The organism is Ventrimonas faecis, from assembly GCF_040096075.1.
Classification (GTDB): domain Bacteria; phylum Bacillota; class Clostridia; order Lachnospirales; family Lachnospiraceae; genus Brotaphodocola; species Brotaphodocola faecis.
The window spans coordinates 1-25,182 of the sequence record NZ_JBBMFJ010000040.1; the positions used below are offsets into that span (position 1 = coordinate 1).

21 protein-coding genes are annotated in these 25,182 nt (G+C 49.7%); 6 read left to right on the forward strand and 15 right to left on the reverse strand.

The window, feature by feature from the left end; genetic code table 11:
- Positions 1-99: 99 nt before the first annotated feature.
- The 4 genes from dnaJ to hrcA form a co-directional block, all read right to left on the reverse strand.
- Complete coding sequence (gene dnaJ, locus WMO41_RS14500; protein ID WP_349230361.1) at positions 100-1,251, reverse strand: molecular chaperone DnaJ; 1,152 nt, start codon at positions 1,249-1,251, stop codon at positions 100-102.
- Positions 1,252-1,278: 27 nt separating this feature from the next.
- Entirely contained in the window at positions 1,279-3,156 is a 1,878-nt protein-coding gene (gene dnaK / locus WMO41_RS14505; protein WP_349230362.1) for a molecular chaperone DnaK, read from the reverse strand.
- A 61-nt stretch (positions 3,157-3,217) separates the two neighbouring features.
- Positions 3,218-3,835, reverse strand: a complete 618-nt coding sequence (grpE, locus tag WMO41_RS14510) for a nucleotide exchange factor GrpE (RefSeq protein WP_177292366.1) — start codon at positions 3,833-3,835, stop codon at positions 3,218-3,220.
- Positions 3,836-3,871: 36 nt separating this feature from the next.
- Positions 3,872-4,909 carry a heat-inducible transcriptional repressor HrcA gene (gene hrcA / locus WMO41_RS14515; RefSeq protein WP_349230363.1) on the reverse strand — a complete coding sequence of 346 codons (1,038 nt, stop codon included), beginning with the start codon at positions 4,907-4,909 and terminating at the stop codon, positions 3,872-3,874.
- A gap of 402 nt (positions 4,910-5,311) precedes the next feature.
- Here hrcA and WMO41_RS14520 point away from each other — a divergent pair, with 402 nt between their 5' ends.
- A complete protein-coding gene (locus tag WMO41_RS14520) occupies positions 5,312-6,013 on the forward strand; it encodes a 3D domain-containing protein (protein WP_349230364.1) in 702 nt (233 codons plus the stop codon).
- Positions 6,014-6,094: 81 nt separating this feature from the next.
- On the opposite strand, the gene argH is transcribed toward WMO41_RS14520, so the two are convergent.
- From argH to WMO41_RS14535, 3 genes are all read right to left on the reverse strand, one after another.
- On the reverse strand, positions 6,095-7,468 hold the full coding sequence (gene argH / locus WMO41_RS14525; protein WP_349230365.1) for an argininosuccinate lyase: 1,374 nt from the start codon (positions 7,466-7,468) through the stop codon (positions 6,095-6,097).
- A 43-nt stretch (positions 7,469-7,511) separates the two neighbouring features.
- The gene (locus WMO41_RS14530; RefSeq protein WP_349230366.1) at positions 7,512-10,553 is read right to left on the reverse strand and encodes a YfhO family protein; all 3,042 of its coding nucleotides are present in this window, start codon (positions 10,551-10,553) and stop codon (positions 7,512-7,514) included.
- Positions 10,554-10,658: 105 nt separating this feature from the next.
- Positions 10,659-11,087 carry a GtrA family protein gene (locus tag WMO41_RS14535; RefSeq protein ID WP_349230367.1) on the reverse strand — a complete coding sequence of 143 codons (429 nt, stop codon included), beginning with the start codon at positions 11,085-11,087 and terminating at the stop codon, positions 10,659-10,661.
- Between the two features lie 228 nt (positions 11,088-11,315).
- Between WMO41_RS14535 and WMO41_RS14540 the strand changes: the two genes are divergently transcribed.
- Both WMO41_RS14540 and WMO41_RS14545 read left to right on the forward strand, forming a co-directional pair.
- Complete coding sequence (locus tag WMO41_RS14540; protein WP_349230380.1) at positions 11,316-12,206, forward strand: phosphoribosylaminoimidazolesuccinocarboxamide synthase; 891 nt, start codon at positions 11,316-11,318, stop codon at positions 12,204-12,206.
- Positions 12,207-12,894: 688 nt separating this feature from the next.
- On the forward strand, positions 12,895-13,767 hold the full coding sequence (locus WMO41_RS14545; protein ID WP_349230368.1) for a methionyl aminopeptidase: 873 nt from the start codon (positions 12,895-12,897) through the stop codon (positions 13,765-13,767).
- Positions 13,768-13,775: 8 nt separating this feature from the next.
- Here WMO41_RS14545 and WMO41_RS14550 read toward each other — a convergent pair whose 3' ends face one another.
- The 3 genes from WMO41_RS14550 to WMO41_RS14560 are packed head-to-tail and all read right to left on the reverse strand — an operon-like array spanning position 13,776 to position 16,171.
- Entirely contained in the window at positions 13,776-14,345 is a 570-nt protein-coding gene (locus tag WMO41_RS14550) for an ATP-binding cassette domain-containing protein (protein ID WP_349230369.1), read from the reverse strand.
- Positions 14,326-15,090, reverse strand: a complete 765-nt coding sequence (locus WMO41_RS14555; protein WP_349230370.1) for an ABC transporter permease — start codon at positions 15,088-15,090, stop codon at positions 14,326-14,328. The genes WMO41_RS14550 and WMO41_RS14555 overlap by 20 nt, the downstream gene beginning before the upstream one ends.
- Positions 15,083-16,171, reverse strand: coding sequence for an ABC transporter substrate-binding protein (locus WMO41_RS14560; protein ID WP_349230371.1), 1,089 nt, complete (start codon positions 16,169-16,171; stop codon positions 15,083-15,085). The genes WMO41_RS14555 and WMO41_RS14560 overlap by 8 nt, the downstream gene beginning before the upstream one ends.
- A gap of 472 nt (positions 16,172-16,643) precedes the next feature.
- On the opposite strand from WMO41_RS14560, the gene WMO41_RS14565 reads away from it, so the two are divergent.
- Both WMO41_RS14565 and WMO41_RS14570 read left to right on the forward strand, forming a co-directional pair.
- Entirely contained in the window at positions 16,644-17,276 is a 633-nt protein-coding gene (locus WMO41_RS14565) for an ECF transporter S component (RefSeq protein WP_349230372.1), read from the forward strand.
- A gap of 87 nt (positions 17,277-17,363) precedes the next feature.
- On the forward strand, positions 17,364-18,323 hold the full coding sequence (locus tag WMO41_RS14570; RefSeq protein WP_349230373.1) for a P1 family peptidase: 960 nt from the start codon (positions 17,364-17,366) through the stop codon (positions 18,321-18,323).
- Positions 18,324-18,332: 9 nt separating this feature from the next.
- Here the strand turns inward: WMO41_RS14570 and WMO41_RS14575 are convergent, their stop codons facing one another.
- Genes WMO41_RS14575 through WMO41_RS14590 form a run of 4 tightly spaced genes read right to left on the reverse strand, consistent with a single transcriptional unit; the run spans position 18,333 to position 22,670 of the window.
- Positions 18,333-19,613: a nickel pincer cofactor-dependent isomerase, group 22 gene (locus WMO41_RS14575; RefSeq protein ID WP_349230374.1), complete on the reverse strand. Its 1,281-nt coding sequence runs from the start codon at positions 19,611-19,613 to the stop codon at positions 18,333-18,335.
- Positions 19,614-19,672: 59 nt separating this feature from the next.
- Positions 19,673-20,950, reverse strand: a complete 1,278-nt coding sequence (locus WMO41_RS14580; protein ID WP_349230375.1) for a TRAP transporter large permease — start codon at positions 20,948-20,950, stop codon at positions 19,673-19,675.
- A gap of 3 nt (positions 20,951-20,953) precedes the next feature.
- Positions 20,954-21,529 carry a TRAP transporter small permease gene (locus WMO41_RS14585; RefSeq protein WP_349230376.1) on the reverse strand — a complete coding sequence of 192 codons (576 nt, stop codon included), beginning with the start codon at positions 21,527-21,529 and terminating at the stop codon, positions 20,954-20,956.
- Between the two features lie 22 nt (positions 21,530-21,551).
- A complete protein-coding gene (locus WMO41_RS14590) occupies positions 21,552-22,670 on the reverse strand; it encodes a TRAP transporter substrate-binding protein (protein WP_349230377.1) in 1,119 nt (372 codons plus the stop codon).
- 391 nt (positions 22,671-23,061) lie between these two features.
- Here WMO41_RS14590 and WMO41_RS14595 point away from each other — a divergent pair, with 391 nt between their 5' ends.
- Positions 23,062-23,763: a FadR/GntR family transcriptional regulator gene (locus WMO41_RS14595; RefSeq protein ID WP_349230378.1), complete on the forward strand. Its 702-nt coding sequence runs from the start codon at positions 23,062-23,064 to the stop codon at positions 23,761-23,763.
- A gap of 77 nt (positions 23,764-23,840) precedes the next feature.
- Here the strand turns inward: WMO41_RS14595 and WMO41_RS14600 are convergent, their stop codons facing one another.
- Positions 23,841-25,091 (reverse strand): TRAP transporter large permease, encoded by a 1,251-nt coding sequence (locus tag WMO41_RS14600; RefSeq protein WP_349230379.1) that lies wholly within the window; start codon positions 25,089-25,091, stop codon positions 23,841-23,843.
- Between the last annotated feature and the right edge of the window lie 91 nt (positions 25,092-25,182).

The following is a 25,182-nucleotide window of genomic DNA, read 5'->3' on the forward strand; positions in this document are numbered from 1 at the left end:
CCGATTTCGCCCCCATTTGGGCATAAAGCAGGGCTGCCGCCCAGCAAAAAATATTTGATAGTGCGACAGACCCTTTCTTTTTATGTTTCTGAAAGACCTTTACTTGTTTCCAAAAATGCCTTTCTTCTTATGCTTTGTCTCAGCCGGAACTTCTCCGTGCATCACAGCATCGAAGTTCTTAAGCGCTTCTCTCTGCGCCTCGGTTAAGCGCTCCGGTACCTGTACCACCAGAGTCACATAATGGTCACCGCGTAAGTTGCGGTTGCGTAAGGACGGTACTCCCTTGCCCTTTAAGCGGACGCGGGTGTCGGTCTGGGTTCCTGCCTTGACCTCGTACTCTACCTCGCCGTCTACGGTCTTGATGCGGATCGGACCGCCCAGGGCTGCCGTAGCGAAGGAGATCGGCACGGTGGAGAAGATGTTCACATCCTGACGCTTGAATACCGGATGCTGGGATACCACAGCCTCGACTAAGAGGTCTCCTCTCTCGCCGCCATTCACACCAGGCTCACCGCCGCCTGCACAGCGTACACTCTGGCCATTGTCGATGCCGGCCGGAATGGTGACCTTGAATTTCTTCTTCTTGGTGATGTAACCGCTTCCATAGCAGTCAGAGCATTTCTCTTTAATGACCTTGCCCTTGCCGCCGCAATCCGGACAGGTCTGGACATTCTGTACCTGACCGAAGAAGGACTGCTGGGTGTAGATGATCTTGCCCTTGCCGCCGCACTTCTTACAGGTCTCCGGTGCTGTGCCAGGCTTTGCTCCAGTGCCGTGACAGGTTGCGCACTCTTCTTTGTAATTGATCTCGATTTCCTTCTCGCAGCCGAATACGGCTTCCTCAAAGGTAATGCGGACCGCAGCTCTTACATTGGCACCGCGCATGGGGCCATTGTACTGGCTGCTGCGGCTTCTTCCGCCGCCGAAGATGTCTCCGAAGATATCGCCGAAGATGTCTCCCATGTCAGCTCCGTTGAAATCGAAGCCGCCGAATCCGCCGGCACCGCCGCCTGCGCCGCCCTCGAATGCAGCATGGCCGAACTGGTCATACTTTCTTCTCTTCTCCGGGTCACTAAGGACGCTGTACGCCTCGGATGCCTCTTTAAATTTGCGCTCTGCCTCAGCATCACCCGGATTGCTGTCCGGGTGATACTTCTTGGCAAGAACACGATATGCTTTTTTTAAAGCAGCCTCATCGGCGTTCTTCGGAACGCCAAGGACTTCGTAATAATCTCTCTTACTCTCTGCCATGATGCTTTCCTTCTACGTTACTGTCTATTATACTTCCTTGAAGTCACCATCGATGACATCGTCGTTGTTGTTTGCGCCTGCGTTGCCGCCTGCTGCGCCTGCACCCTGTGCACCGGCTGCGCCCTGTGCGTTTGCGGCACCCTGAGCTGCCTCGTAAACCTTGCTGAACAATGCCTGAGCGCTGTTCATCAGTTTCTCCTTGCCAGCCTTGATGTCCTCAACCTGAGCATCGGTCATGTTGTCGATCGGAGCACGGTTGATGGCTTCTTTCAGTGCGTTTAAGTCAGCCTCAACAGCAGCCTTATCGTTTGCGTCAATCTTATCACCAACCTCGCTTAATGCCTTCTCGGTCTGGAATACCATAGCATCTGCGTCATTTCTTGCGTCGATTGCTTCTTTTCTCTTCTTATCCTGAGCCTCGAACTCAGCAGCCTCTTTGACTGCCTTATCGATATCAGCCTCGGACATGTTGGAGCCAGAGGTGATGGTGATGTGCTGCTCTTTGCCGGTACCAAGATCCTTAGCGGATACATTTACGATACCGTTTGCATCAATATCGAAGGTAACCTCAATCTGCGGAACACCTCTTCTTGCCGGAAGAATACCGTCCAGACGGAACTGGCCAAGAGTCTTGTTGTCGCGGGCGAATTCACGCTCACCCTGTACAACGTGGATATCTACTGCTTCCTGGTTATCAGCTGCGGTAGAGAAGATCTGGCTCTTCTTGGTCGGGATGGTGGTGTTTCTCTCGATCAGTCTGGTAGCAATACCGCCCATGGTCTCGATGGACAGGGACAGCGGGGTTACATCCAGAAGAAGGATATCACCTGCGCCAGCGTCGCCTGCAAGCTTACCACCCTGGATAGCTGCACCGATGGCTACGCACTCATCCGGGTTTAAGGACTTATTCGGCTCCTTGCCAGTCAGCTGTTTTACTTTCTCCTGAGCTGCCAGCATACGGGTGGAACCACCGACTAACAGAACCTTGCCAAGCTCAGCGGTGGTTACGCCGCCATCTTTTAATGCGTTCTGTACCGGGATTGCGGTTTTCTCGATGAGGTCGTGGGTCAGCTCGTCGAATTTTGCTCTGGTCAGGTTCATATCCAGATGCTTCGGGCCCTCAGCGGTTGCGGTGATGAACGGCAGGTTAATGTTGGTGGTGGTTGCGGTAGAAAGCTCTTTCTTTGCTTTCTCAGCAGCCTCTTTCAGTCTCTGCATTGCCATCTTGTCGCCGGACAGGTCTACGCCCTCAGCCTTCTTGAACTCGTCAACCAACCACTGGGTAATACGGTTATCGAAATCATCGCCGCCTAAGTGGGTATCGCCGTTGGTGGAAAGAACCTCGATAACGCCATCACCGATCTCGATGAGGGATACATCGAAGGTACCGCCGCCTAAGTCGTATACCATGATCTTCTGCTCGTTCTCGTTGTCCAGGCCATATGCCAGTGCTGCTGCGGTCGGCTCGTTGATGATACGTTTTACATCCAGGCCTGCAATCTTACCTGCATCCTTGGTTGCCTGACGCTGTGCGTCGTTGAAGTATGCCGGAACGGTGATAACTGCCTCGCTTACAGTCTCGCCCAGATAAGCCTCTGCGTCTGCTTTTAACTTCTGCAGGATCATAGCGGAGATCTCCTGAGGAGTATAGCTCTTGCCGTCGATGGTTACTTTATAGTCGGTACCCATATGTCTCTTAATGGAAGCAATGGTTCTGTCTGCGTTGGTAACTGCCTGACGTTTTGCCGGCTCACCTACCAGACGCTCGCCGGTCTTGGTGAATGCTACAACAGACGGTGTGGTTCTGGAACCTTCCTGGTTCGGGATAACTACCGGTTTACCACCCTCCATAACTGCTACACAGCTGTTTGTGGTTCCTAAGTCAATACCAATAATCTTACTCATGATGTTTTCCTCCTACTCTATTCAAACAAATTTTTGATAATACGCTAAGTATACAGCCGGTTTAGTTTGCTACCTGAACCATGCTGTGGCGTACCACGCTGCCGCGGTACTTGTAACCCTTCTGCAGTTCCATGGCAATTTCATTCTCGCCATACTTCTCATCCTCCACATGCATTACTGCGTTGTGCAGGTTCGGATCGAACTGCTGACCTACTGCCTCGATCGTTTCCACTCCGGCATCCTCCAGAGTCTTCACGAACTGCTTGTAAATCTTTTCAATGCCTTCGGCGAAGGAAGAACCCTTCTCATCCTCCGGCACGGCTGCCAGACCTCTCTCGAAGTTGTCTAACACCGGAAGGATCTTCTCGATGATGTCCTTTGCTCCGATCTCATACATGGCTGCCTTTTCTTTTTCCGTACGTTTGCGGAAGTTATCGAACTCAGCCATCTGACGTTTTAAGCGGTCCTGCAGTTCCTCGATCTGAGCATCCTTCGGATCCTTCTTTGCGTCTTTGGCTTCGCTCTCTTTGGTTTCCTTCTCAGTTTCTTTGGTTTCTGCCTCCTGCTTTTCGGTTCCTGCGGAGGTTTCACCGTTTTCTGCCTGAACCTGCTCAGCCTCGAGATTCTCGCTCTCAGCTTTCGCAGCGCCCTGGTTCATTTCTTTTTCCTTCTGACTCATGGTTTATCGCCTTTCTTTATCGCTGTGGATCCAGCGCTAACTCTCTTCGTTTTTATAAGTGGCATCCAGCTGCTTCATTAAATGCTTCAGCGTGCTGAGTACCCTTTCGTAATCCATCCGCTTTGGCCCGATGATACCGATAGTACCGCGGATGCCCTCGCCCAGCTCATAATTGGCGGTGACCACGCTGCAGTCCTTCATGGTCTGGAGCGGTGTCTCGTCTCCGATGTAAACCTGGATTCCATTGTTGTCTTCCGACTCGTTTACATCTGCAATGAGCTCCTGGAGCTTATCCTTCTGTTCCAGGGTGCTGATCAGCTGGCTTGCTTTCTCGCCCTCGCTCAGCTCCGGATACTTGAAGATGTTGGTGGCGCCGCTGGTGTAGATCTGAAGATCTTCCTCGTCGGCCCGGATGGCTCCGGCCACCTCGTTGAGTACCAGGTCCACGATCTGGCTGTGAACACCGGCCTGCTGTTTCAGCTTTGTGATGACATCCAGATTGATCTGCTCAATGGTGAGGCCGTTGAGCGCGCTGTTAAGCAAAATGTTTAAGTTCAGGATATCTTCCTGGCTTACCGGCTCCGGTACGTTCACCATGGCATTCTTGATGAGGTTTCCCTCCACCACGATGACCACCAGGAGTTTGTTCTCCTCCATCTGGGACAGCTGGATGAATTTCAGCTTGTTCTGATGGTACTGGGGGCCACTGATCATGGCGGCGTAGTTGGTGTTGTTGGCAAGAAGCTGTGCCAGTTTCTTTAAAACCAGCTCCACCCGGTCAACCCGTTTGATCATCAGACTCTTGACCTCGGTGACCTCCTGCTCCTTCTCCTGCATGATCTGGTCTACATAGAAGCGGTAGCCCTTGTCGGAAGGGATTCGCCCTGCCGATGTATGCGGCTGCTGAATGTAACCCATCTCCTCCAGGTCCGACATCTCATTCCGGATGGTTGCGGAACTCAGCTTCAGGTCGGTATATTTGGAAATGGTTCTGGAACCCACCGGCTCACCTGTTTCCAGATAAGTCTTGATGATGGCTTTTAATATAGTAACTTTACGATCATCCAGCTCCATTCTGCCGCCTCCTTTTGTTATTGTTAGCACTCATCATTAAGGAGTGCTAACATTCTGTGATTAATATACTTTACCCCACCTCGTTTGTCAAGAGGTTTACCCGAAAAATCTGTGTTTTTTCTGTGATTCTTTGCATTTTTTCGTTCTGTTCCGGTCTCGTTTTTCTCTGCCTGGAAACTGTATGCCCGGCCCCGCTTTTCGTTTTTTCCTTGACAAATCAGAAAAATCATGTAAAATAAGGTCTTATCGTTCATATATTACAAATTTGTTACATATATTTATTTTGTGTGAATCAAATATTTCATTTTTCCGTAGGGCAGTTTCTGTAACAAATTTGGAAAAGAAAGGAATGATTTTATGTTGAAAAAAAGAACGACTCTCGCAACTTTACTGATTACAGCAATGTTTCTCATCGGAGGTGCTTTCACGGCCCTGGCAGCAGACCTGGATGGCTCTTTCGATGACTTTGAAGGCAATACCATTGTCGGCTGGGGCTGGGATTCTTCCCTGCCAAACACCGGAGTTCCGGTTACTGTTACCATTACCAATAAAGAAACCGGTGAGCAGGTAAAAAGCTTTCACCAGCCCGCTGTCACCTACCGCTCTGACCTGGAAGAAAACGGCATCGGAAATGGCCGCCATGGCTTCCGCATTAACATGAACTGGGACGCGCTGGCAGACGGCGCCTATGTGGTAGAGGGCACCGTAGACGGCAAAGCCCTTTCCAATCCGAAAACCTATGTAAAAGGAGAGACAGCCCAGACCACCGCAGAAAACAATTCCACTGAGGAAAGCCATGAACACACCGGCTTAAAATCCCTCGGCTTCTTCCGCACCACCGGCTACTGCCCGTGCAAACAGTGTTCGGAAGGCTGGGGCCGCCGCACCAGCACCGGCTCCATTGCAAAATCCAGCCATACCATTGCCGTAGACCCGCGCATCATCCCCTACGGCAGCAAAGTCATGATCAACGGTATCATCTACACCGCGGAGGATCGCGGCGGCGGCGTAAAAGGCAACCATGTGGACATCTTCTTCGACACCCACGCCCAGACCCGCCAGCACGGAAAGCAGACCCAGGAAGTATTCCTGGTGCTTGGATAAATAAAAATTGAATTATGAAACAGAACAGGGCCTGGAAGCCGCCAATGTCGGCTTCTCAGGCCCTTAGTCATAAATATAATGTTATTTCTCTAACTGCTCTTTGTAGATCGCAATGACTTTCTTCATTGCTTCCTGTCCCGGAGCGCCGATGGTGGTTCTCTTCTCCACGCAGGTCTTCATGCTGATGGCCTCGTAGACATCTTCCTCGAACACCGGGCTGATGGCCTTGAACTCATCCAGGGTCATGTCATCCAGCGCAATGCCCTTATCGATGCAGAACAGTACCAGCTGGCCTACAATGCCGTGGGCATCACGGAACGGTACGCCGTGATTTACCAGATAGTCAGCTGCGTCAGTCGCGTTGGTGAATCCGTTCTTTGCACTTGCCTCCATTACTTCCTTATTAAAGGTCATGGTGGAGATCATGCCGGTGAACAGAGCCAGGCAGCCCTTTACGGTGTCAATGGCGTCAAAGGTCAGCTCCTTATCTTCCTGCATGTCCTTGTCGTATGCTAACGGGATGCCCTTCATGGTAGTAAGGATGGACATCAGCGCGCCATATACACGACCGGTCTTGCCGCGTACCAGCTCGGCAATATCCGGGTTCTTCTTCTGCGGCATGATGCTGCTGCCGGTGCTGTAAGCGTCATCAATCTCCACGAAGCGGTACTCGTTGCTGTTCCAGATGATGATTTCCTCAGAGAAACGGCTTAAGTGCATGGCAATGGTGGAGAGCGCGGATAACAGCTCGATCACATAATCACGGTCGGATACGGAATCCATGCTGTTTAAGGTCGGGCCGTCAAAGCCAAGCAGCTGGGCGGTGTAAGCACGGTCCAGCGGATAAGTGGTGCCAGCCAGCGCACCGGAGCCCAGCGGGCAGTAGTTCATGCGTTTGCGGATGTCGTGCAGGCGGCTTCTGTCGCGGGTAAACATCTCAAAGTAAGCGCCCATATGGTGAGCCAGAGTAACCGGCTGCGCTTTCTGCAGATGGGTGAAGCCCGGCATGTAGGTGTCGAGGTTTTCCTCCATGATCTTTAACAGCTCTTCTAACAGATTCTTTACCAGAACATCAATCTCGTCGATCTCGTCACGGCAGTAAAGCTTCATATCCAGAGCCACCTGGTCATTTCTGCTGCGGCCGGTATGAAGACGCTTGCCGGCATCGCCGATGCGCTCGATCAGGTTTGCCTCCACGAAGGAATGGATATCCTCGTGTTCTTTGGTAAATACCAGCTTACCGGACTCGATATCTGCCAGAATACTGTTTAATCCGTCAATGATGGCCTTGCGGTCCTCCTCAGAAACAATGCCCTGTTTTGCCAGCATGGTCACATGGGCGATGCTGCCCTGAATGTCCTGATGATAAAACTTCTGGTCGAAGGACAGGGATTCGTTAAAATTGTGTACCAGCTGATTTTCTTCTTTTGTGAAGCGTCCGCCCCATAATTTCATAATGTTTGTCTCCTCTTCTTGTATTATCCTATTTCGTAACTGCTTATTCCCTTTCATCCGGATGATCCGGTTCCGTTTGTTCTGTTTCCAGGTGTTCGGAATATGCTTTTCCAGAACCGGATGGTGCTGTTTGTTCCGGCGCCCCGTCCTCATCCACATAGGGATCGTATGCTTCCTCGTCCTGCTCATATTTCAGGTCTTCCCGGTACCGGCGAAGCAGATGCCCGCCTGCCGCGATCAGCGCCAGAAGTACGGCACTGGCTGCTGAAATCAGAGTTCCCGGAATCAGGCCCTTTGGCGTGTATTCCATGCTCACCGTGTGGTTTCCGGCGCTCAGCCAGATTCCCACAAAGGAATCCAGAACTTTTTCCGGCTCCTGCTCTCTTCCGTCTACCGTAATCTTCCAGCCCGCGTCAAACGGGATGGTGGTAAAGAGCCAGCCCTCCTGATCACAGGAAATGCTTCCCTTTAAGGAGGTATCCGTCCAGCTCGTTAAATTCCATGGATGTGCGGAAAGCTTTGCTGTTACAGAGCCAAGGCCGTTTTCTGAGAAACGGTAAACATCGGCCCACATTTCTTCCTTGCTGTCCTCAGCAGTCAGTGTTACGGCTTCTCCCGCCGCACAGTAGCCAAGCTCCAGCAGATAGCCGCGGTCCACATTGGTAAAAGTTTTTGTGCCCTTCCAGGTGGTAGCTGTTACCTTCTCAATCTTTTTGTTTCCCACATAAGCGTAATATTCACCGCCTGTTTCCGGGGTGAAGGTCAGGTCACTGCCCTCCGTGGTGGTGTCCAGAACCAGATTCAGCACCTGTTCTGCCCCAACGGCATCGGCCAGGCTGTTCTGCACATCCGCCGGATTGCCGGTCTCCAGATCCCAGCGGGACTCAAAATCCGGTGCCACATAAAAGCCCACCGGCAGCGTATCGTTATTCTGATACAGCCAGATGCCGTCCTGCTCGCCAATCGCCGTCCGCATGGACGTATCCTCCGGCTTTTCGGAGTAGAGGCCGTATTTCACGGAAAACAGCGCGTCTATGAGCGGCGTACTGCCCGTAATGCTGTAAGCGTTCGTGGAGCTCTCACAACCCAGCTTTTTAAAGAGTTCCGACAGATCCGCATTTGCTGTGGAGGAAAACAGGGAAACCGATGGAAAATGCATCCAGGCTCCATCATTTTTCGTCTTTCTGGTTACCTTCTCCACGCGGAAAAAGGTATCGTTTGGCTGGAGCGTATCTACCAGCTCCTCCACGGCCGCGTTGTCGTCGGTGTAGGCCGTGCGGCTGGTGGTGGTCACACTGGTCACCGCTGTATTCACCGCTGCCTCAATGGAAACAACCGCCAGCGCGTAAAACAGTGCCGGGAAGTAATAGCGTTCCCCCTTCTGGTACAGGGCAATGGCGCCCAGGTACAGCGCCAGGAACAGGATCGCAACATAATACACGATGAAGTGGAAATGGTCTTCCGTTACCAGCTTCTGCGCCAGCAGCACAAAGACTACCGCTCCGGCAAACGCCGCCGTCACATACTTCCATGGTGTGTCCCGCAGATACATATAGGCCCGGTAGCAGACAAACAGCACCAGGAAAATGTAAATATACGACTGTCTGCAGGGCAGGCTGTTGGGATAATGGAAGCCATGCCAGATAAAGTTTAATATATTGAAGGAAAAGCTTGCAAAAAAGAATAACAGCATCACGCAGTAAACCGCTTTTTCCTTCGCGGAGATTCGTTTGCAGAGCAGATACAGGATGAAGAACATCAGTACTGCCACGCCACAGTACACATTAGGCCAGTGATCCAGCCCGATTTCCGTTTCCACATTGCCAATATGGCGGGCGATCATGTCAAAGATCGGAAAATATTGGGAAAAGGTCTTCGGGAAGCTCATATCGCCCGAAGCTGTCATCTGCAGGGCAAAAATCTCCGGAAGCAGCACCACCGCCGACAGGCCGCCTGACAGCAGGGAGTACACCGCAAACTGGAACCCGCGGCCCACAAATTTCTCCCAGTGCATCTCCTCATCCAGCACCAGCAGGGCTATGAAATACAGCACCATAAAAATGCAGGTCATGATGGAAATATAATAATTGGAAAGAATGGACAGCCCCAGCACCAGGCAGTAGAGCATTCCTTTTCCGTCTTTCACCAGCCGCTCCAGCCCCAGGACGATGAGCGGGAACAGGATGATGCAGTCCAGCCACATAATATTCCAGCTGTAAGCTGCCATATATCCGGACAATGCGTAGAAGATACCAAAAAAGGCAATGCCAAAATCATTGGTCCGGCAGTGTTTTCTTAAATAATATGCCATCGACAGGCCGCAAAGGCCAATCTTTAATACGATCTGGTAGGTCATAAATTCAATGACCAGGCCCTTCGGGCACAGGAATAAAAGCCAGTTGACCGGGCTCGCCAGATAATACGCATACAGGGCCGAGAAGTTTACGCCCATGCCCACATCCCAGCTGTATAGCAGGCTTCCGCCGTGGGTCAGCTTATACTGGAACTCGGAAAAGAACGGCGCGTACTGGTGATACATATCCGTGCGCAGGAAGGTTTCCTCCCCAAACGGGAAAATTCCGCGCTGCACAAAAATGATCAGCATGATGACCACCGGGATGGCAAAGGCCGCGATCAGGGCATCTGCTGAGTGCAGCAGCCCCTCGTCTTCCCGTTCCTGCCTGCGCAGGCGCTTCTTCGCGCGCTTCTCCTGACGGGTCGCGCGATGCGGTTTCTCTTTTAGACTGCCATGCGGTTTCAATGACTCCGGCTCCGGTGTTCTCGGTGCCTCTTGCTCCGGTGTTCTGGCTGTTTCCGGCGGCTCCGGTTTCGGTTCCGGCTTTCCGGCCGCTTTCCGTGATTCCGGTTCCGGTTCCGGCCGCTTCTGCTCCGGTGCTTTGGCTGTTCTCTGCACAGGCTCCTGTGCTGTGCACTCTGCCGGTACTTCCAGCTGCGTTTCTGCCAGCTGTCCGGCTGCCTGTTCCCGCTGTGCTTCCACCTTCGCTACCGCGGTTTCCATTTCCGCCAGCAAATCCGCCACACTTCCACTTTTTTTCTGAAGTGTGCCTCTTTCTTCTTCAATCATAAGCAGATCCTCTAGTTCTCTCGTAATACAGGCGACTTTCCTGCTTTGCATGATGCAGCTCCTTACTTACGATTCTTTTTTTGTAACGGTTCAGTACCCTCACAGTTACTCCTTTTTCTTAAAAATAAACCACTTGCTGAAGATGTAGTTCAGCACCAGAGAGATGGCTGATACCACAATCTTGCAGATAAAATCCTGTTTAATCCCCAGTCCGTCCACCATGGCAATCATGGCCACCATGGTGAATACCCCGGTTGCGGCCCGGCAGGCCACAAAAGGCACAAACTCCGACCACACCTTCTTCGGGTGCAGATCAAAGCTGCCAAACACAAACAGCTTATTGGTCACAAAAGCGAACAGCACTGCTGCCGCCCAGGAACCCGCCGTTGCAAGCCGATAGTCAATCCCGGCGCGTCGCATATACCAGTAGCTGATCCAGTCTACCAGCGTAGTCAGCACGCCAAAGATCAGGTAGGAAATGGTCTCCCGGTTTACGAGTTTCTTCCATATTTTACCTATCATCATATTCTCCATTTTCCATTAAATCATAGTAACTGTTCAGTACCCTCACAGTTACAAATCATACTTATGCCCCATTATAGGCTACAGAGCCTGAATTGTAAAGCAGTCCCGGCATCCTCTCAAAAATTTTATAAGTTTTTTTAATAAAAGACTTGCTATTTATTTGTTTTGCGTATATTCTATTACCAGAAGCTGTCTGTATGCACAGACAGTCCCCACAACCGTAACTACACAATTAAAATTTTATGCACAGCGAGGTATGAAGAGATGAAACCTGTTAAAGAAGGAAAGGTACGCGAAATCTATGACAATGGTGACAGCCTGATCATGGTAGCCACCGACCGCATCAGCTGCTTTGATGTGATCCTCCACAACACCGTAACCAACAAGGGCAAGGTCCTGACCCAGATGTCCAAGTTCTGGTTCGATCTCACCAAAGACATCCTGCCAAACCACATGATCACCACCGATGTAAACGAGATGCCGGAATATTTCCATTCTCCGGAATTCGAGGGCAAGACCATGATGTGCCGGAAACTGACTATGCTCCCATTGGAGTGCATCGTCCGCGGTTACATCACCGGAAGTGGCTGGGCAAGCTATAAAGAAAACGGCACCGCAAACGGTGTCAAGCTGCCGGAGGGCTTACAGGAATCTCAGAAACTGCCTGAGCCGATCTACACTCCTTCCACCAAGGCGGAAATTGGTGACCACGACGAAAACATCACCTACGAGCAGAGCATTGATCACCTGGAGAAATACTTCCCGGGCAAGGGCGCAGAGTATGCCGCAAAGCTTCGTGACTGCACCATCGCTCTTTACAAAAAATGTGCGGATTATGCGTACGCTCACGGAATCATCATTGCTGATACCAAATTTGAGTTTGGTCTGGATGAGAACGGCAACATCGTTATTGGCGATGAAATGCTCACCCCGGACAGCTCCCGTTTCTGGCCGGTAGAAGGCTACGAAGTTGGCCACAGCCAGCCGTCCTTCGACAAGCAGTTTGCACGTGACTGGCTCACCTCCCACCCGGGCAACGACTGGACCCTGCCGGAGGAAGTCGTACAGAAAACCATCGACAAATATCTTCAGAGCTATGAAATGCTGACCGGAGAAAAGCTGAAATAAAAATTAAAGAATAACCAATAGGGTCCGAAGGTTCGGTCAGACTATACAGAATAAGCAGATGCTGTGAAATTTTGTACTTCATTCGCTCCGCCGCCTATTGCCAGACCTGCGAGCAAAACTCGCGTGCTTTGCACGCTCAGACAATGCTCTCCGGTCTGGCGCTATGCTCGCTCATGAAGAAAATTCCAACGCATCTGCTTATTCTGTATAGTCTGACCGAACCTTCTACTGTATTGGTTATTCTACGATAATAATAAACGCAGCCAGAACGTTGCTGACGAAAGCTTGTAAATCCGGCTTTTATCTAATCGTAGTGTTCGAGCTGCGTTTTCTTTTTATGGCAGAGTTAATATAGGCTGTAGCTTCTATTTTTTGTAGCAGGGCCAATAAAGTAGGAAGTGAATGAGACCGCTTTCCGGGATTTTCAGCATATCAGGTGTTTGCATCTTGAGCACACACGTCCGAATGTGGCGGATGTTAATCCGACACAGGCGAACGCGTGTTAGCGAGAGCAAGCAAACAACGATATGTGAAAATAGAGGAAGGCGGTCTCGTTCTCTTCCGGACCTTTATTCGTTCCGTCCTATCATTGCAATTTCTCAAAAACCGGATTTTCTCTTGACAAACTTTTTTTCCATGCTACGCTTGATAGCAGATAATGAATTTCATAAGAAAAGAGGAATTTCCCATGCATATGATCGACAGAAACAGTCCCTGCTGGTGCGGCAGCGGGCTCAAATACAAAAAATGCCACTATGATTTTGATGAAAAACTGAAAATGTACGAAAACAAGGGCTGCATCGTGCCGGAGCACAACATGATCAAAACGCCGGAGCAGATTGAGAAAATCAAGGCCAGTGCCCGGGTCAACATCGCAGTCCTGGATTATGTAGCTGAGCATATCAAAGCCGGTGTTACCACCGAGGAGATTGACCAGTGGGTTTACGATGAAACCACAAAACGCGGTGCCATCCCGGCTCCGTTAAACTTTGAGGGTTTTCCAAAAAGTGTCTGCACTTCCATCAATGAGGTTGTTTGTCATGGCATCCCGGATCCGGAGCGCGTACTGCAGGACGGCGATATCATCAACGTAGACTGCTCTACCATCTTAGATGGCTATTACTCCGATTCTTCCCGCATGTTCTGCATTGGTGATGTTTCTCCGGAGAAAAAGCGACTGGTGGAGATTACCAGACAGAGTATTGAGGTTGGCCTGAAAGAAGTTAAGCCATGGAACTTCCTGGGTGACATGGGCGCGGCGATCCACGATTTTGTTCGCGAAAATGGCTACAGCGTAGTGCGCGAGATTGGTGGACACGGTGTAGGCCTCCAGTTCCATGAGGAGCCGTGGGTCAGCTATGTATCCGAACGCGGAACGGAAATGCTTATGGTCCCTGGCATGATGTTTACCATCGAGCCGATGGTCAACATGGGCAAGCCGGATGTCTTCGTTGACGCAGATGATGACTGGACTGTATACACGGAAGATGGCAAACCATCTGCCCAGTGGGAAATCCAGGTTCTGGTTACGGAGGACGGCTACGAAATCATCGCATACTAAGCACCCAATTATATCGTGATCCGAGTCCCATCCAGAGCTAAAATATCTTCTTCCTGATGTGTGCTGAGAAGCGTAAGCTTCCCGGCACTCTTTTTTTGTAAATAACGGATTACATCTGCCTTGGTTCCTGCATCCAGACCGGTAAACGGCTCATCCAGGATCAGAAGCCCGGACGAGGCGCAAAGGGCACGGCAGATAGCCACGCGTCGTTTCTGGCCTCCGCTCAAGGTAGCTGTAGGCCGGTCCAGCACCTCCTCCGGCAAAAGCTCCATAAGCTCTCTCCTCACTTCTGCACGGCTCACAGATGAAGGGGATGTCATGAGGACGTTATCCACTGCGGAAAATGATTCACACAGGCGGTCCTCCTGAAAAACCGCTCCGATCGGTACCCTCTCCATGAAAAGCCGGCCGCTGTCTGCCGTTTCCAGCCCCATCAGAATGCGAAACAGTGTGGTCTTCCCTTTCCCGGATGGTGCCGTGAGACAGTAAATATGCCCGCTCTCCAGCTCCATAGAAACATGATCCAGCACCGGAACACCATCAAATTGTTTACACAGGTCACAAATCTGCAGTTTCATGTGTAACCTCTCCTCTCTGCGGGCAAAGCCTGGAAATCATAAACAGCACCATCTGCTCAAACACGGCACTCACCAGAATGATCACCAGAGTCCAGGCAAACAGATCGGCCGTTTCCAGATAAATCTTCGCCATATACAGGTGTTCGCCGATGGAGTGCTCCGGCAGACCGATCACCTCTGCTGCCGCGCCGGATTTCCAGCTCATGCCAAGGGCAATGCGGCATCCGCTTACCAGATGTGGCACTAGCGCCGGAAGATAAATAAAGCGTATTTTCCGCCAGACCGGCATCCGGAACACCACGGCCATTTCCAGAAGCTTCGGATCTGTACTTTGCAATCCGGCTAAGGTATTGACATAGATCACCGGCAATACTACCAGAAACGATATTACCACGGAGAGGTTTCTGGAACCGGCCCAGATCAGGGCGAGAATCACGAAGGAGGCCACCGGAACTGCCTTGAGAAACAGCATGAAGGGCTCCAGAATTTCTTCCAGAAACGGAGCTGTGTATGCAAGGCTTCCAAGCAGTATTCCAACTGCAAATGCAAGCAGGAAGCCGGCACTGATGCGTCCAAAGGAGCCGGCAACAGAGCGCCAGAAATCCGCGGACGGAAGCAGTGACCACAATGCCAGCAGGGCCTCAAAAGGCCCCACCAGCATAATGGAATTGTGGACTAGCACAGCTGCAGTCTGCCAGAATGCCAGCCACAGACAGATAATAAACGGCTTTCTCAACCTACTCATGCAGATAATAGAAACCATCATCCGGCATCTGTCCGCCTACAGCAGACGGATCCATCTCATACAGAGCCTCCAGATAACCAGACAGTCTGGTCTTCATATCCTCACCATCAATGCAGACAATGCTGCAGTACGGAATCGCTTTTACAGCGATCGGAGCCTTCTCGATGATTCCTGCCGCTGCTACCAGCTCTGCGGCATCGGTCACATTGGCATTGACCCATTCAGCGGATTCTCCATGCTCCTTCACAAACAGCTCTGCTGCCTCCGGATTCTCTTCCAGAACCTCTTTACGGCATACTGTAACACCGGTAACCAGGGAACTGCCATTTTCCGGCTGGGTCTTATCCCACTCCTCTGTCAGGTCCAGCACCATCTTTAAATTCTCATTCTGTGCCATAGCGGCAGTCACAAAAGGCTGAGGCAAAAGACCAATGGCATCTTCCTGTTCCTTTAATACCGCAGCAACCTCAGCAGCCTCAGACTTATATTCAATCGTCACATCATCGGTACTCAGGCTGTTGGCCTTTAAAAGATACTGCAGCACATAATCCGGCGTAGTTCCCTTTCCGGTCATATACAGCGTTTTCCCCTTCAGATCCCCGATATTGTGGATGGAATCATCCGCAGAAACCACATAAAGCACACCTAGCGTATTGATATCAATGACCTCAATGCCCTGTTTTGTTTTCTGGTACAGCACACTTGCCAGATTGGCCGGAACCAGCGCAATATCCAGATCACCGGAAACCACCTGCGCCGCAAGTTCAGAAGCATCTGCTGCCATTGTAAACTCATAAGCTCCCTCCGATTCCCCGTTTGAAGCCTTGTCCATCAGGGAAACCAGTCCTATGGTGGTAGGCCCCTTCAGGGAACCAACGCGAAGAGTCTCTGCATCTGAGTCTGGCTTTACTGCCTCAGAAGTCTCTTTTTCCGCCGCAGTTTCCGCCGCTGTCTCTGCTGCGGTTGTCTCCTCTACAGCTTCCTTCTCTGCCGCTGTCTGAGTCTTGTCTGCACCGGAGCATCCAGCCAGAGATGCCGCAGTTATGGCACACGCCAGGAGCATTGTCATTGTTTTCTTCATATCATTTTCCTCTCTTTCCGCATTCATCTTTTCTGTCAGAAGCCCGGCACTAATCCATCCAGTTTCTTCCAGATTAGCACAAATACGATTCCAGTATAGCATAAAATAAAAAAAATTCCTATGTATCTCCAGAAACACTTGCCGTTTGAAAGATTTGTGTTATAGTAGGGTTGAACGTTATTCTTAGGAAAATGTATCAAATCTCAGTTCGGACGCAGTCTTCTGCGCCCTTTCATAATCTGTCCAGACAGAACCCGTGCAGACCATTCCGGCTGCAACAATTTACTCTGTCGGCGACATTTCTCAGGGAGCAGTATCTTGATACTTCTGCCAGGTCCGTCTGCCTTTCTTAAGATTCCGTTCATTGTATCCCCACTCAATATCAAAATGCTGAAAAACAGGGGGACACCGGTCCGGCTGCCTTTGTGCGCAGCAGATCATGCCGTTTTATCAGCGAAAGAAGGAGAAAACAATGAAAACAGCAACAAGGAATCCAATCAGTTCAGAACTTTCACACACCCGGACTTCATTCATGGTGAAGCTGGCCCTTATGGTAGCGATTATTTTCGTTATGGCCTTCTCACCGCTCGGTTACTTACGTACCCCGGGACTTACCATCACCTTTTTAACCGTTCCGGTTGCCGTCGGTGCCATCATTCTTGGACCGACAGCCGGTGCCATCTGCGGCGCAGCCTTTGGCCTGACCAGCGTGGCTATGGCATTAACCGGCGGCTCTGCATTCAGTGCAGCACTTATGCAGATCAATCCGTTCGGCCTGTTATTTACCTGCCTGGTTCCGCGAATCCTTGAAGGATGGATCTGCGGTCTGATTTTCCAGCTGGTAAAGAAATTTTCCAAAAATGGTGCATTCATCGTGGCAAGCCTGTCCTGCCCGCTGTTAAATACACTGTTCTTCATGAGTTCTCTGGTACTCTTTTTCTATAATACTGAGTATATCCAGGGCATTGTTACCAAGCTCGGCGCAACGAATCCGCTTATTTTCGTGATTCTGTTTGTCGGTGTTCAGGGTGCTATTGAGGCAGTTGCCTGCACCATTCTGGGCAGCGCCGTATCCCGCGCACTGGCTGCAGCATTCCGCCAGTAAAAACGGGCTATATAAAATAGAAGAAACACGATTTCATAAGCCGCAGGATCCCTGCGGCTTAACTATTTCAAACATGGAGGGTTCATCATGAAATTATTCGACTCTGTCAGAGAGATTCCCATTACTGATCTTGAGGGTCTTCGCATCGGCAACGCCCAGGATTATGAGGCCATGACCGGTGTGACGGTTCTGCTCTTCGACCACGGTGCAAAAGCTGGTATTGATATCAGCGGAGGGGGGCCTGCTTCCCGTGAAACGCCACTTACATCTCCCATCACCGCCGACAATCCGCTCAATGCCATTGTACTCTCCGGTGGCTCTGCCTTCGGCCTGGCTGCCAGTGACGGAGTCATGCGCTATCTGGAAGAACACGGTATTGGTTATGAAACCGGATTTGCGAAGGTTCCGTTAGTCTGCCAGTCCTGTATCTACGACCTGAGTATTGGACGTTCTGATATCCGCCCGGATGCTGCTATGGGTTATGCTGCCTGCCAGGATGCAGAACACCCGCATCCGGTATCCGGCATCTTAGGCGGAGGCACCGGCGCCAGTGTTGGCAAAATCTATGGCCGGGACAAAGCAACCAAAACCGGTCTTGGCATGTATGCAGTCTCCATCGGTGACTTAAAGATTGCCGCCGTTGTGATCTTAAATGCCTTCGGCGATGTTTATAATCCGGCTACCGGCGAAAAAATCGCCGGTCCAAGAAAACCGGATGGCAGCGGATTCTTTGATACCCTGGAAGAGCTCTACAAATTCAGCCAGCGAACCGACCAGTTCCAACACGATCCAAACAGCAAAACCAACACCACCATCGGTGCCATTATCACCAACGGCGCTTTTTCCAAAGCAGAATTAAGCAAAATTGCTTCCATGGCCCGCAGCGGCTACGCGCGCTGCATCAACCCGGTAGGCACCATGGCCGACGGCGATTCCATCTATGCCGCCTCCATTGGAACCGTAGAAGCAGACTTAAATGTTGCCGGGACACTGGCTGCAGAAGTTATGGCAGAGGCAATCCAGAACGCGGTAAAGGCGGCCCGGTAGGCCGCCTTTTTAAAACAGATTTCCATCCTCGTCAAATACCAGAGGGGCAGGTTCTGACACAATTTCCACCTCTGGATTCTCCCTTGCCTCCTGCATCAGTGCTTCTGAGATCTCAATGTACTCGGTATGCAGCGTATCTTTAATACGCACGATGCGCAGATGCTCAAGATCTGCCCCATTTAACGTCTTGATTGCCGCCTGGATAGCCAGCTTCTGGCTATCAAACATCATCGGGATCTTCGCAGATACAGTAACCCCGCCAGTCAGGCAGTTCGGATAAGTGGTATCCAGATTCATCTTCTCAAAAAGCCGTTTTGTGGTGATATCGGACATACCGATTCCCATAGCTGCTCCGTGGGTTTCTTCTGTCAGATCAAAGATCACCACCCGGGTCGCACGCTTTGCACGCAGTTCTTCCGAAATTGCTGCCCCCGGCAGATAGGTGTGCGTGATATTCGGATCCATGCCTGGTCCGCTGATATTTTTTCCAATTTGGTCTACAATCAAAACATCCAGATGCTCAAACATGATACAAGGCATTCCGCTCTTTGCCACGGCCAGCATCTCCGGCTCCTCGGTAAAAATTTCATCCCGGGTCAGAGCATGCACCATTCTCACTTTCTCATAGGCATTCTCTACGGTTCCTACACCAAATAAGACATTCACAGCTCGGATTGCCCGGCAACCAAACTCACGGACACGGCTGGCCATCATAGCAGGCCCTCCATCATGGACGGTTTCTGCCCCTTTCTGTTTTCCAAGCCCGATGGCAGCCATCTTCACCAGTCCGCTCTCGTAATCTCCGCGGAATCCCGTATGCGGCTTAATCCGGTTAAACAGGACAATGCCATCAGCCTCCTTCGCGTAACGGTCTACCCAGACCGTCTCTCCAGAATCTGTCTGATCCACCGCCACCACTTCCATGGTAGCCCGGATCGGAACTCCCACGCTCTCCTCCGTAATCCCGTATCCAGCAAGCAGCTTTTTCTGACCTTCTGCCGATGCTCCGCCGTGGCTTCCCATGGCCGGAATCAGAAATGGTTCTGCCCCCATCTCTTTTAAGCTGTCAAGAATGCAGCGAAGCAGAGGGATATACTCTGCTATCCCTCTGCTGCCTACAGTCACCGCAATTTTCATTCCAGGTTTTACCAGATTTCGAATTTCCGGACGATCTAACTGCTGTTTCAATGTTCCACACGGATCATCCAGTACCGGTGCGGAAAAGTTCTGACGCACCTGTGCCATATCTGGGATTTCCACCCCGTTTAATAACTTATTTACCTGTTCCATGGTCCTTCTCCTTATTTATTTTGTAAAACCGCCTGCGATAGCTTTTTTGTTCTGTTTTGCTATTTTAAAAGCTGGACCAGACCTACTGATAATCCCGGTACAAATGCCACTGCAAACAGTGCCAGAATCAGCATTCCGATAAACGGAATTGCAGGCTTTACAATCTTGTCCATTGGAAGTCCCGTCATACTCTGTGCTACAAAGACGTTCGCACAAACCGGAGGTGTACAGAAGCCAACAGCCAGGGCAATAGTCATAACCACGCCGAACTGCAGAGAACTGACGCCTACGCTCTTTGCTACGTTTAACAGAACCGGGCTGAAAATAACGATAGCCGGTGTCGTCTGCATAAACATTCCGATAAAGAACAGAATGATGATAATCAGACTCATAACCACATAAGTGTTTGTGGAAATTCCCAAAAAGAAGCTTGCGATTGCCTTATTGACACCCATGTAAGTAAAGATTAGGCCGATTGCCGTTGCCGGAGCTACGGTCCACATCATACCGCCAGAGAATGTTGCAGTGGATTTAAACTCAACCCAGAGCTGTTTGAAGGTTACTTCCTTATATACAAAGCAGCCAATGATAATTCCATAAACGGTTGCCACCACCGCCGCCTCTGTTGCGGTAAAGATACCGCTGTAAATTCCTCCCAGGATGATGACTGGCATCAGCAGTGCCCATTTTGCATCCCAGAAGCCTTTAAGAGCGGTTTTCAGTTCGAATTTGTTTTCGCCTTTAATGCCGCGTTTTTTACAATAAATATAGTTTACTAACATCAGCAGGACACCAACCAGCACTGCCGGAACAATGCCTGCAATGAACAGATCACCGATGGACTCGTTGTTTGTTACGCCGTAAATAACCATTGGGTAACTCGGCGGAACGATGATGCCCAGGCCTCCTGCCGTTGCACAGAGACCCGTTGCATAATATTTATCATAGCCATTTCTTACCATTTCCGGAAGCATGATTGCTCCAATAGCTGCCACTGTTGCAACTGCAGAACCGGATACCGCCCCAAAGAGCATGCAGGCCAGGATAGTAACGATACCAAGAGAACCGGTAATACCGCCAATACAGTTATTGGCTGCACCTACCAGACGTTTGGAGATACCGCCCTTGTCCATGATATTACCGCAGATCATGAAGAACGGAAGTGCAATCATGGAGGAGGATGCTACACCAGTGTAGAAACTCTGTGCCAGAAACGATGCCGATGTTACCGGATTCACCAAAAGCAGTAAAAAGCACGGAAAAATCAGGCAGATGCCAATCGGCACGCCGATGGCAAAAAACAGAATCATTGTTCCAAATAATACCAACAGATCCATAAATCAGTTTCCCCCTTTTTCAAGCTTTACACGTTGTTTCTGTCTGTATTCTTCCTCCAAGGCTTCCAGGTCGATGGTCGGTTTGGATGCGCCCAGACGTTTCTCATCCTCATGGATCAGTTTCTTAATATCCACAAGAAGCTTGATGGAAGAAATAACCAGGATTACCGGGATTAGCCAGTAGGTAATGGCTTTCGGAATTCCCAGGATTGGGGTTTTTGATGTTCCGATGCTCTGAATCAGTTCCAAAAACGGAATGATAAGATACAGGTTAAAGATGATGAAAATCATATCACTGGCAATAAGCATTGCCTTTTTCACTTTAAACGGCACTACGTTAAGCAGTGCATCAATACGGAGGTTCTTACGATAGGTTACCGCACTGGAAACCCCCAGGTAAGTCATCCACACGAACAACAGTACGGACAGTTCCTCTGTCCAGGTAAAAGAATGGTGAAACACATAACGGCTCACCACCTGCAAAAACAGAAGGAACATGATCACGATGAAAATGACCGCGCTAACATACTGATCGATGTTTACAAAATTTTTTTTCCAACCTCTGGTATTTCTCTCCATGTTGTTTTCTCTCCTCAGTATTCTACTTACCCATTTCAGCCATCAGTGCATCATAACGTTCCTGACCCATGATTTCTTTTGCCTGATCCCAGCAGGAGCTTGCCGCGTCCTGGAATTTCTTCAGTTCTTCTGCTGTTGGCTCGTAAATATTCATCCCCGCATCAGTTAAAAGCTTCTTATACTCTTCGTCTGCGCTTCCTGCTGCTTCCTGTGATGCAGCCAGGGCTGCTTCGTTTGCTTTCTCAACCGCTGCTTTCTGATTATCAGACAGTTTGTCATAGGCATCCTTGCTCATGAACACGAACGTGGAAGTGTAGGAATGGTTTGTCAAACAGCAGTACGGGTTTACTTCGTAGAACTTGTTGGAGTAGATCGTAGATAACGGATTCTCTTCTGCGTCTACCATCTTGGTCTGCAGGGCACTGTAAAGCTCGCTGATTGGAACGGAAGTAACAGCACATCCCATGGCCTCCATGGCTGCAATCTGAAGTTTGTCATTCATGGTACGGATTTTTAAGCCCTTCATATCATCTACTGTTTGAATCGGTTTGGAAGCGGTTACGTTGCGAAAGCCGATGAATAAATAGGTTAACGGCTTGATTCCGCTTACATCCTGCTCCAGGCGGTCTTTCATCTGCTGTCCGATGTCGCCCTCCAGAATCTTGTCCACTTCCTCATAATTGCTAAACAGATACGGAACATTTAATTCCGCAAATGCGTTGGAGTACTCCCCCCAGTTGCTTGTAGTAAAATGTGCTACCTCAAAAGCACCACTGGTAATTCCGTTTACAATGGCATCTGTTCCAGATGCCAGCTGGCTATCTGGGTACAAGTCAATAGTAATACTTCCGCCGGATTCCTGCTGTACGGTATCGATCCAGGTCATAAGGCCCGCTGCCATACCGGTTTTGCGCTCATTCAACTCATTCTGGGAAACCACGGATGCCATGCGCAGTTTAACCGGAATATCATCGGAAGCTGCTACGTTTCCCTCTGAACTGCCTTCACTCTGGGCTGCTCCCTGTGTCTGGGCAGAAGTTTCCTCACTACTATTGCTCCCTGAGCCTCCACATGCAGCCAGCGCTGCTCCCATGGATACACATAACCCCAGTGATACTAACTTTGTCATTGTCTTTGCCATAAGTCGTTCTCCCTTTTCCATCATCATACATTGCTTTGTCATCGTTTTGCTACTTGTATTCCTGTCTTCCTGTTATACAAGTATGTTATCATCTTCTTTTTCAAGAAGCAATAATGATATCGTAAAGGTTTTTGCAACTTTTTTGTTATTTTTCAACTATTTTTTCTCTAATTTTTGTGTATTATGACCTTTCCAATCCTATTTCAAATAAATTGATTGCATTTTCTCGATTTATTCTTTATACTTGTCTATAGATACACTTGTCGTACAACTAGACCATTCCTTTTTGCTCTTCACAGTATTACTCAATCATTTCTACATCAGATAAAAATCTGCAAATCGGAACCTGTACACAATCATTCAAATTATATAGAATCAGGAGTAAACTATCATGCCAAAATTTGTAAAATCCAGCCTAGTGGATCAGATTTTCGATTATCTGCAATCCGAAATTTTAAAAGGGACCTGGGCTCCAGGGGAAAAACTCCCATCCGAAACGGAACTGGCCGCGTCTTTAGATGTCAGTCGTATGTCCCTGCGCAGTGCCATCCAGCGCTGCTGTGCCATGGGATTAACCGAAACCCGTGTCGGTGAAGGAACCTTTGTCCGGGACTTCAACCTGCGTTCCTACTTTACAGAACTCTACCGTTTAAAACTCCTGGGACGCAATCCAAATGAAATCAACGACATGCGCGCCATTCTCCAGTTAGGAAGTGTCCGTCTTGCCATGACCGACTCCATCTCCCAGGAGAAAATTGGAAAGCTAGAAGAACTCTTTCATCAGATGGAAGCGGCGGCAGATCGGGGAGATCTTCCTAAATTTCACGAGCTGGACAGCGATTTTCACCGTCTGATCTGCAGTCTCGGAAACAATGAACTGCTCTTTCTGATCTACGATGCCATTGCTGAGCTCACCGATGATGTAATGCACCACAATGTAGAAAAATCTGTGGCTGCATTCCAGGGTTTTTCCCGCATTATGGAACACCACAAAGAACTGGTGGAATCCATCAAAACCTGTGATATGGACCGATTCACCAAAGCCATTATGGGTTCCAGGGAACGTTCCATCTCTTATTACCCTAATCTTTAACTATCAATGAGGCGCTGTTTACGCCTCTTCTTTTTCTATCAGACAAAAAAGACGCGCCGTATGCGCGTCCTTTTTGCTTATTTGAGAAGACTAACCAGCCCAACAGACAGTCCCGGTACAAATGCCACTGCGAACAGTGCCACAATCAACATTGCGATAAATGGTATCGCAGGCTTTACAATCTTATCCATAGGCAGGCCCGTCATACTCTGTGCCACAAATACGTTCGCACATACTGGCGGAGTACAGAAACCAAGTGCCAGAGCCAGTGTCATAACAACACCAAACTGTAAGGAGCTTACGCCAACGGTCTTAGCTACGTTTAACAGAACCGGGCTGAAAATAACGATAGCCGGAGTGGTCTGCATGAACATACCAATGAAGAACAAGATTACGATAACAAGGCTCATTACCACATAGGTGTTGGTGGAAATGCTTAAGAAGAAGTTCGCGATTCCCTTATTTACGCCCATGTAAGTAAAGATCAGGCCGATTGCGGTAGCCGGTGCAACGGTCCACATCATACCGCCGGAGAATGTGGCAGTGGATTTAAACTCATTCCATAACTGCTTAAAAGTAACCTCTTTGTATACGAAGCATCCGATGATGATTCCATAAACCGTTGCCACAACTGCTGCCTCGGTTGCAGTGAAAATACCACTGTAGATACCGCCCAGAATGATGACTGGCATTAACAGCGCCCACTTTGCATCCCAGAAACCTTTGAGCGCTACTTTCAGATCAAACTTGTTGTCGCCTTTGATTCCATGTTTCTTGCAGTACAGATAATTGACCAGCATTAAGAGACCACCTACCAGGAATGCTGGAACAATACCGGCGATGAACAGATCACCGATGGATTCGTTGTTGGTAACGCCGTAAATAACCATCGGATAACTTGGCGGAACGATGATGCCCAGACCACCTGCGGTTGCGCAAAGTCCGGTTGCATAATACTTATCGTATCCATTTCTTACCATCTCCGGAAGCATGATCGCACCAATTGCTGCTACGGTTGCAACGGCAGAACCAGATACTGCACCAAACATCATACAAGCCAGAATGGTTACCATACCAAGAGAACCGGTAATACCGCCAATACAGTTGTTTGCCGCACCTACCAAACGTTTAGAAATACCACCCTTATCCATAATGTTGCCGCAAATCATGAAAAACGGCAGCGCAATCATGGATGACGATGCTACGCCGGTATAAAAGCTCTGTGCCAGAAAAGAAGCCGATGTAACCGGATTCACTAACAGCAGAAGGAAGCACGGAAAGATCAGACAAATACCGATCGGTACACCAATGGCAAAGAAAATGACCATGGTTCCAAATAAAACGAGCCTATGAAACTTTTTCTGTAAAATAACCTAAGTAAGGTCCTTCTATGATACAATAAATATCATTAGGAGGGCC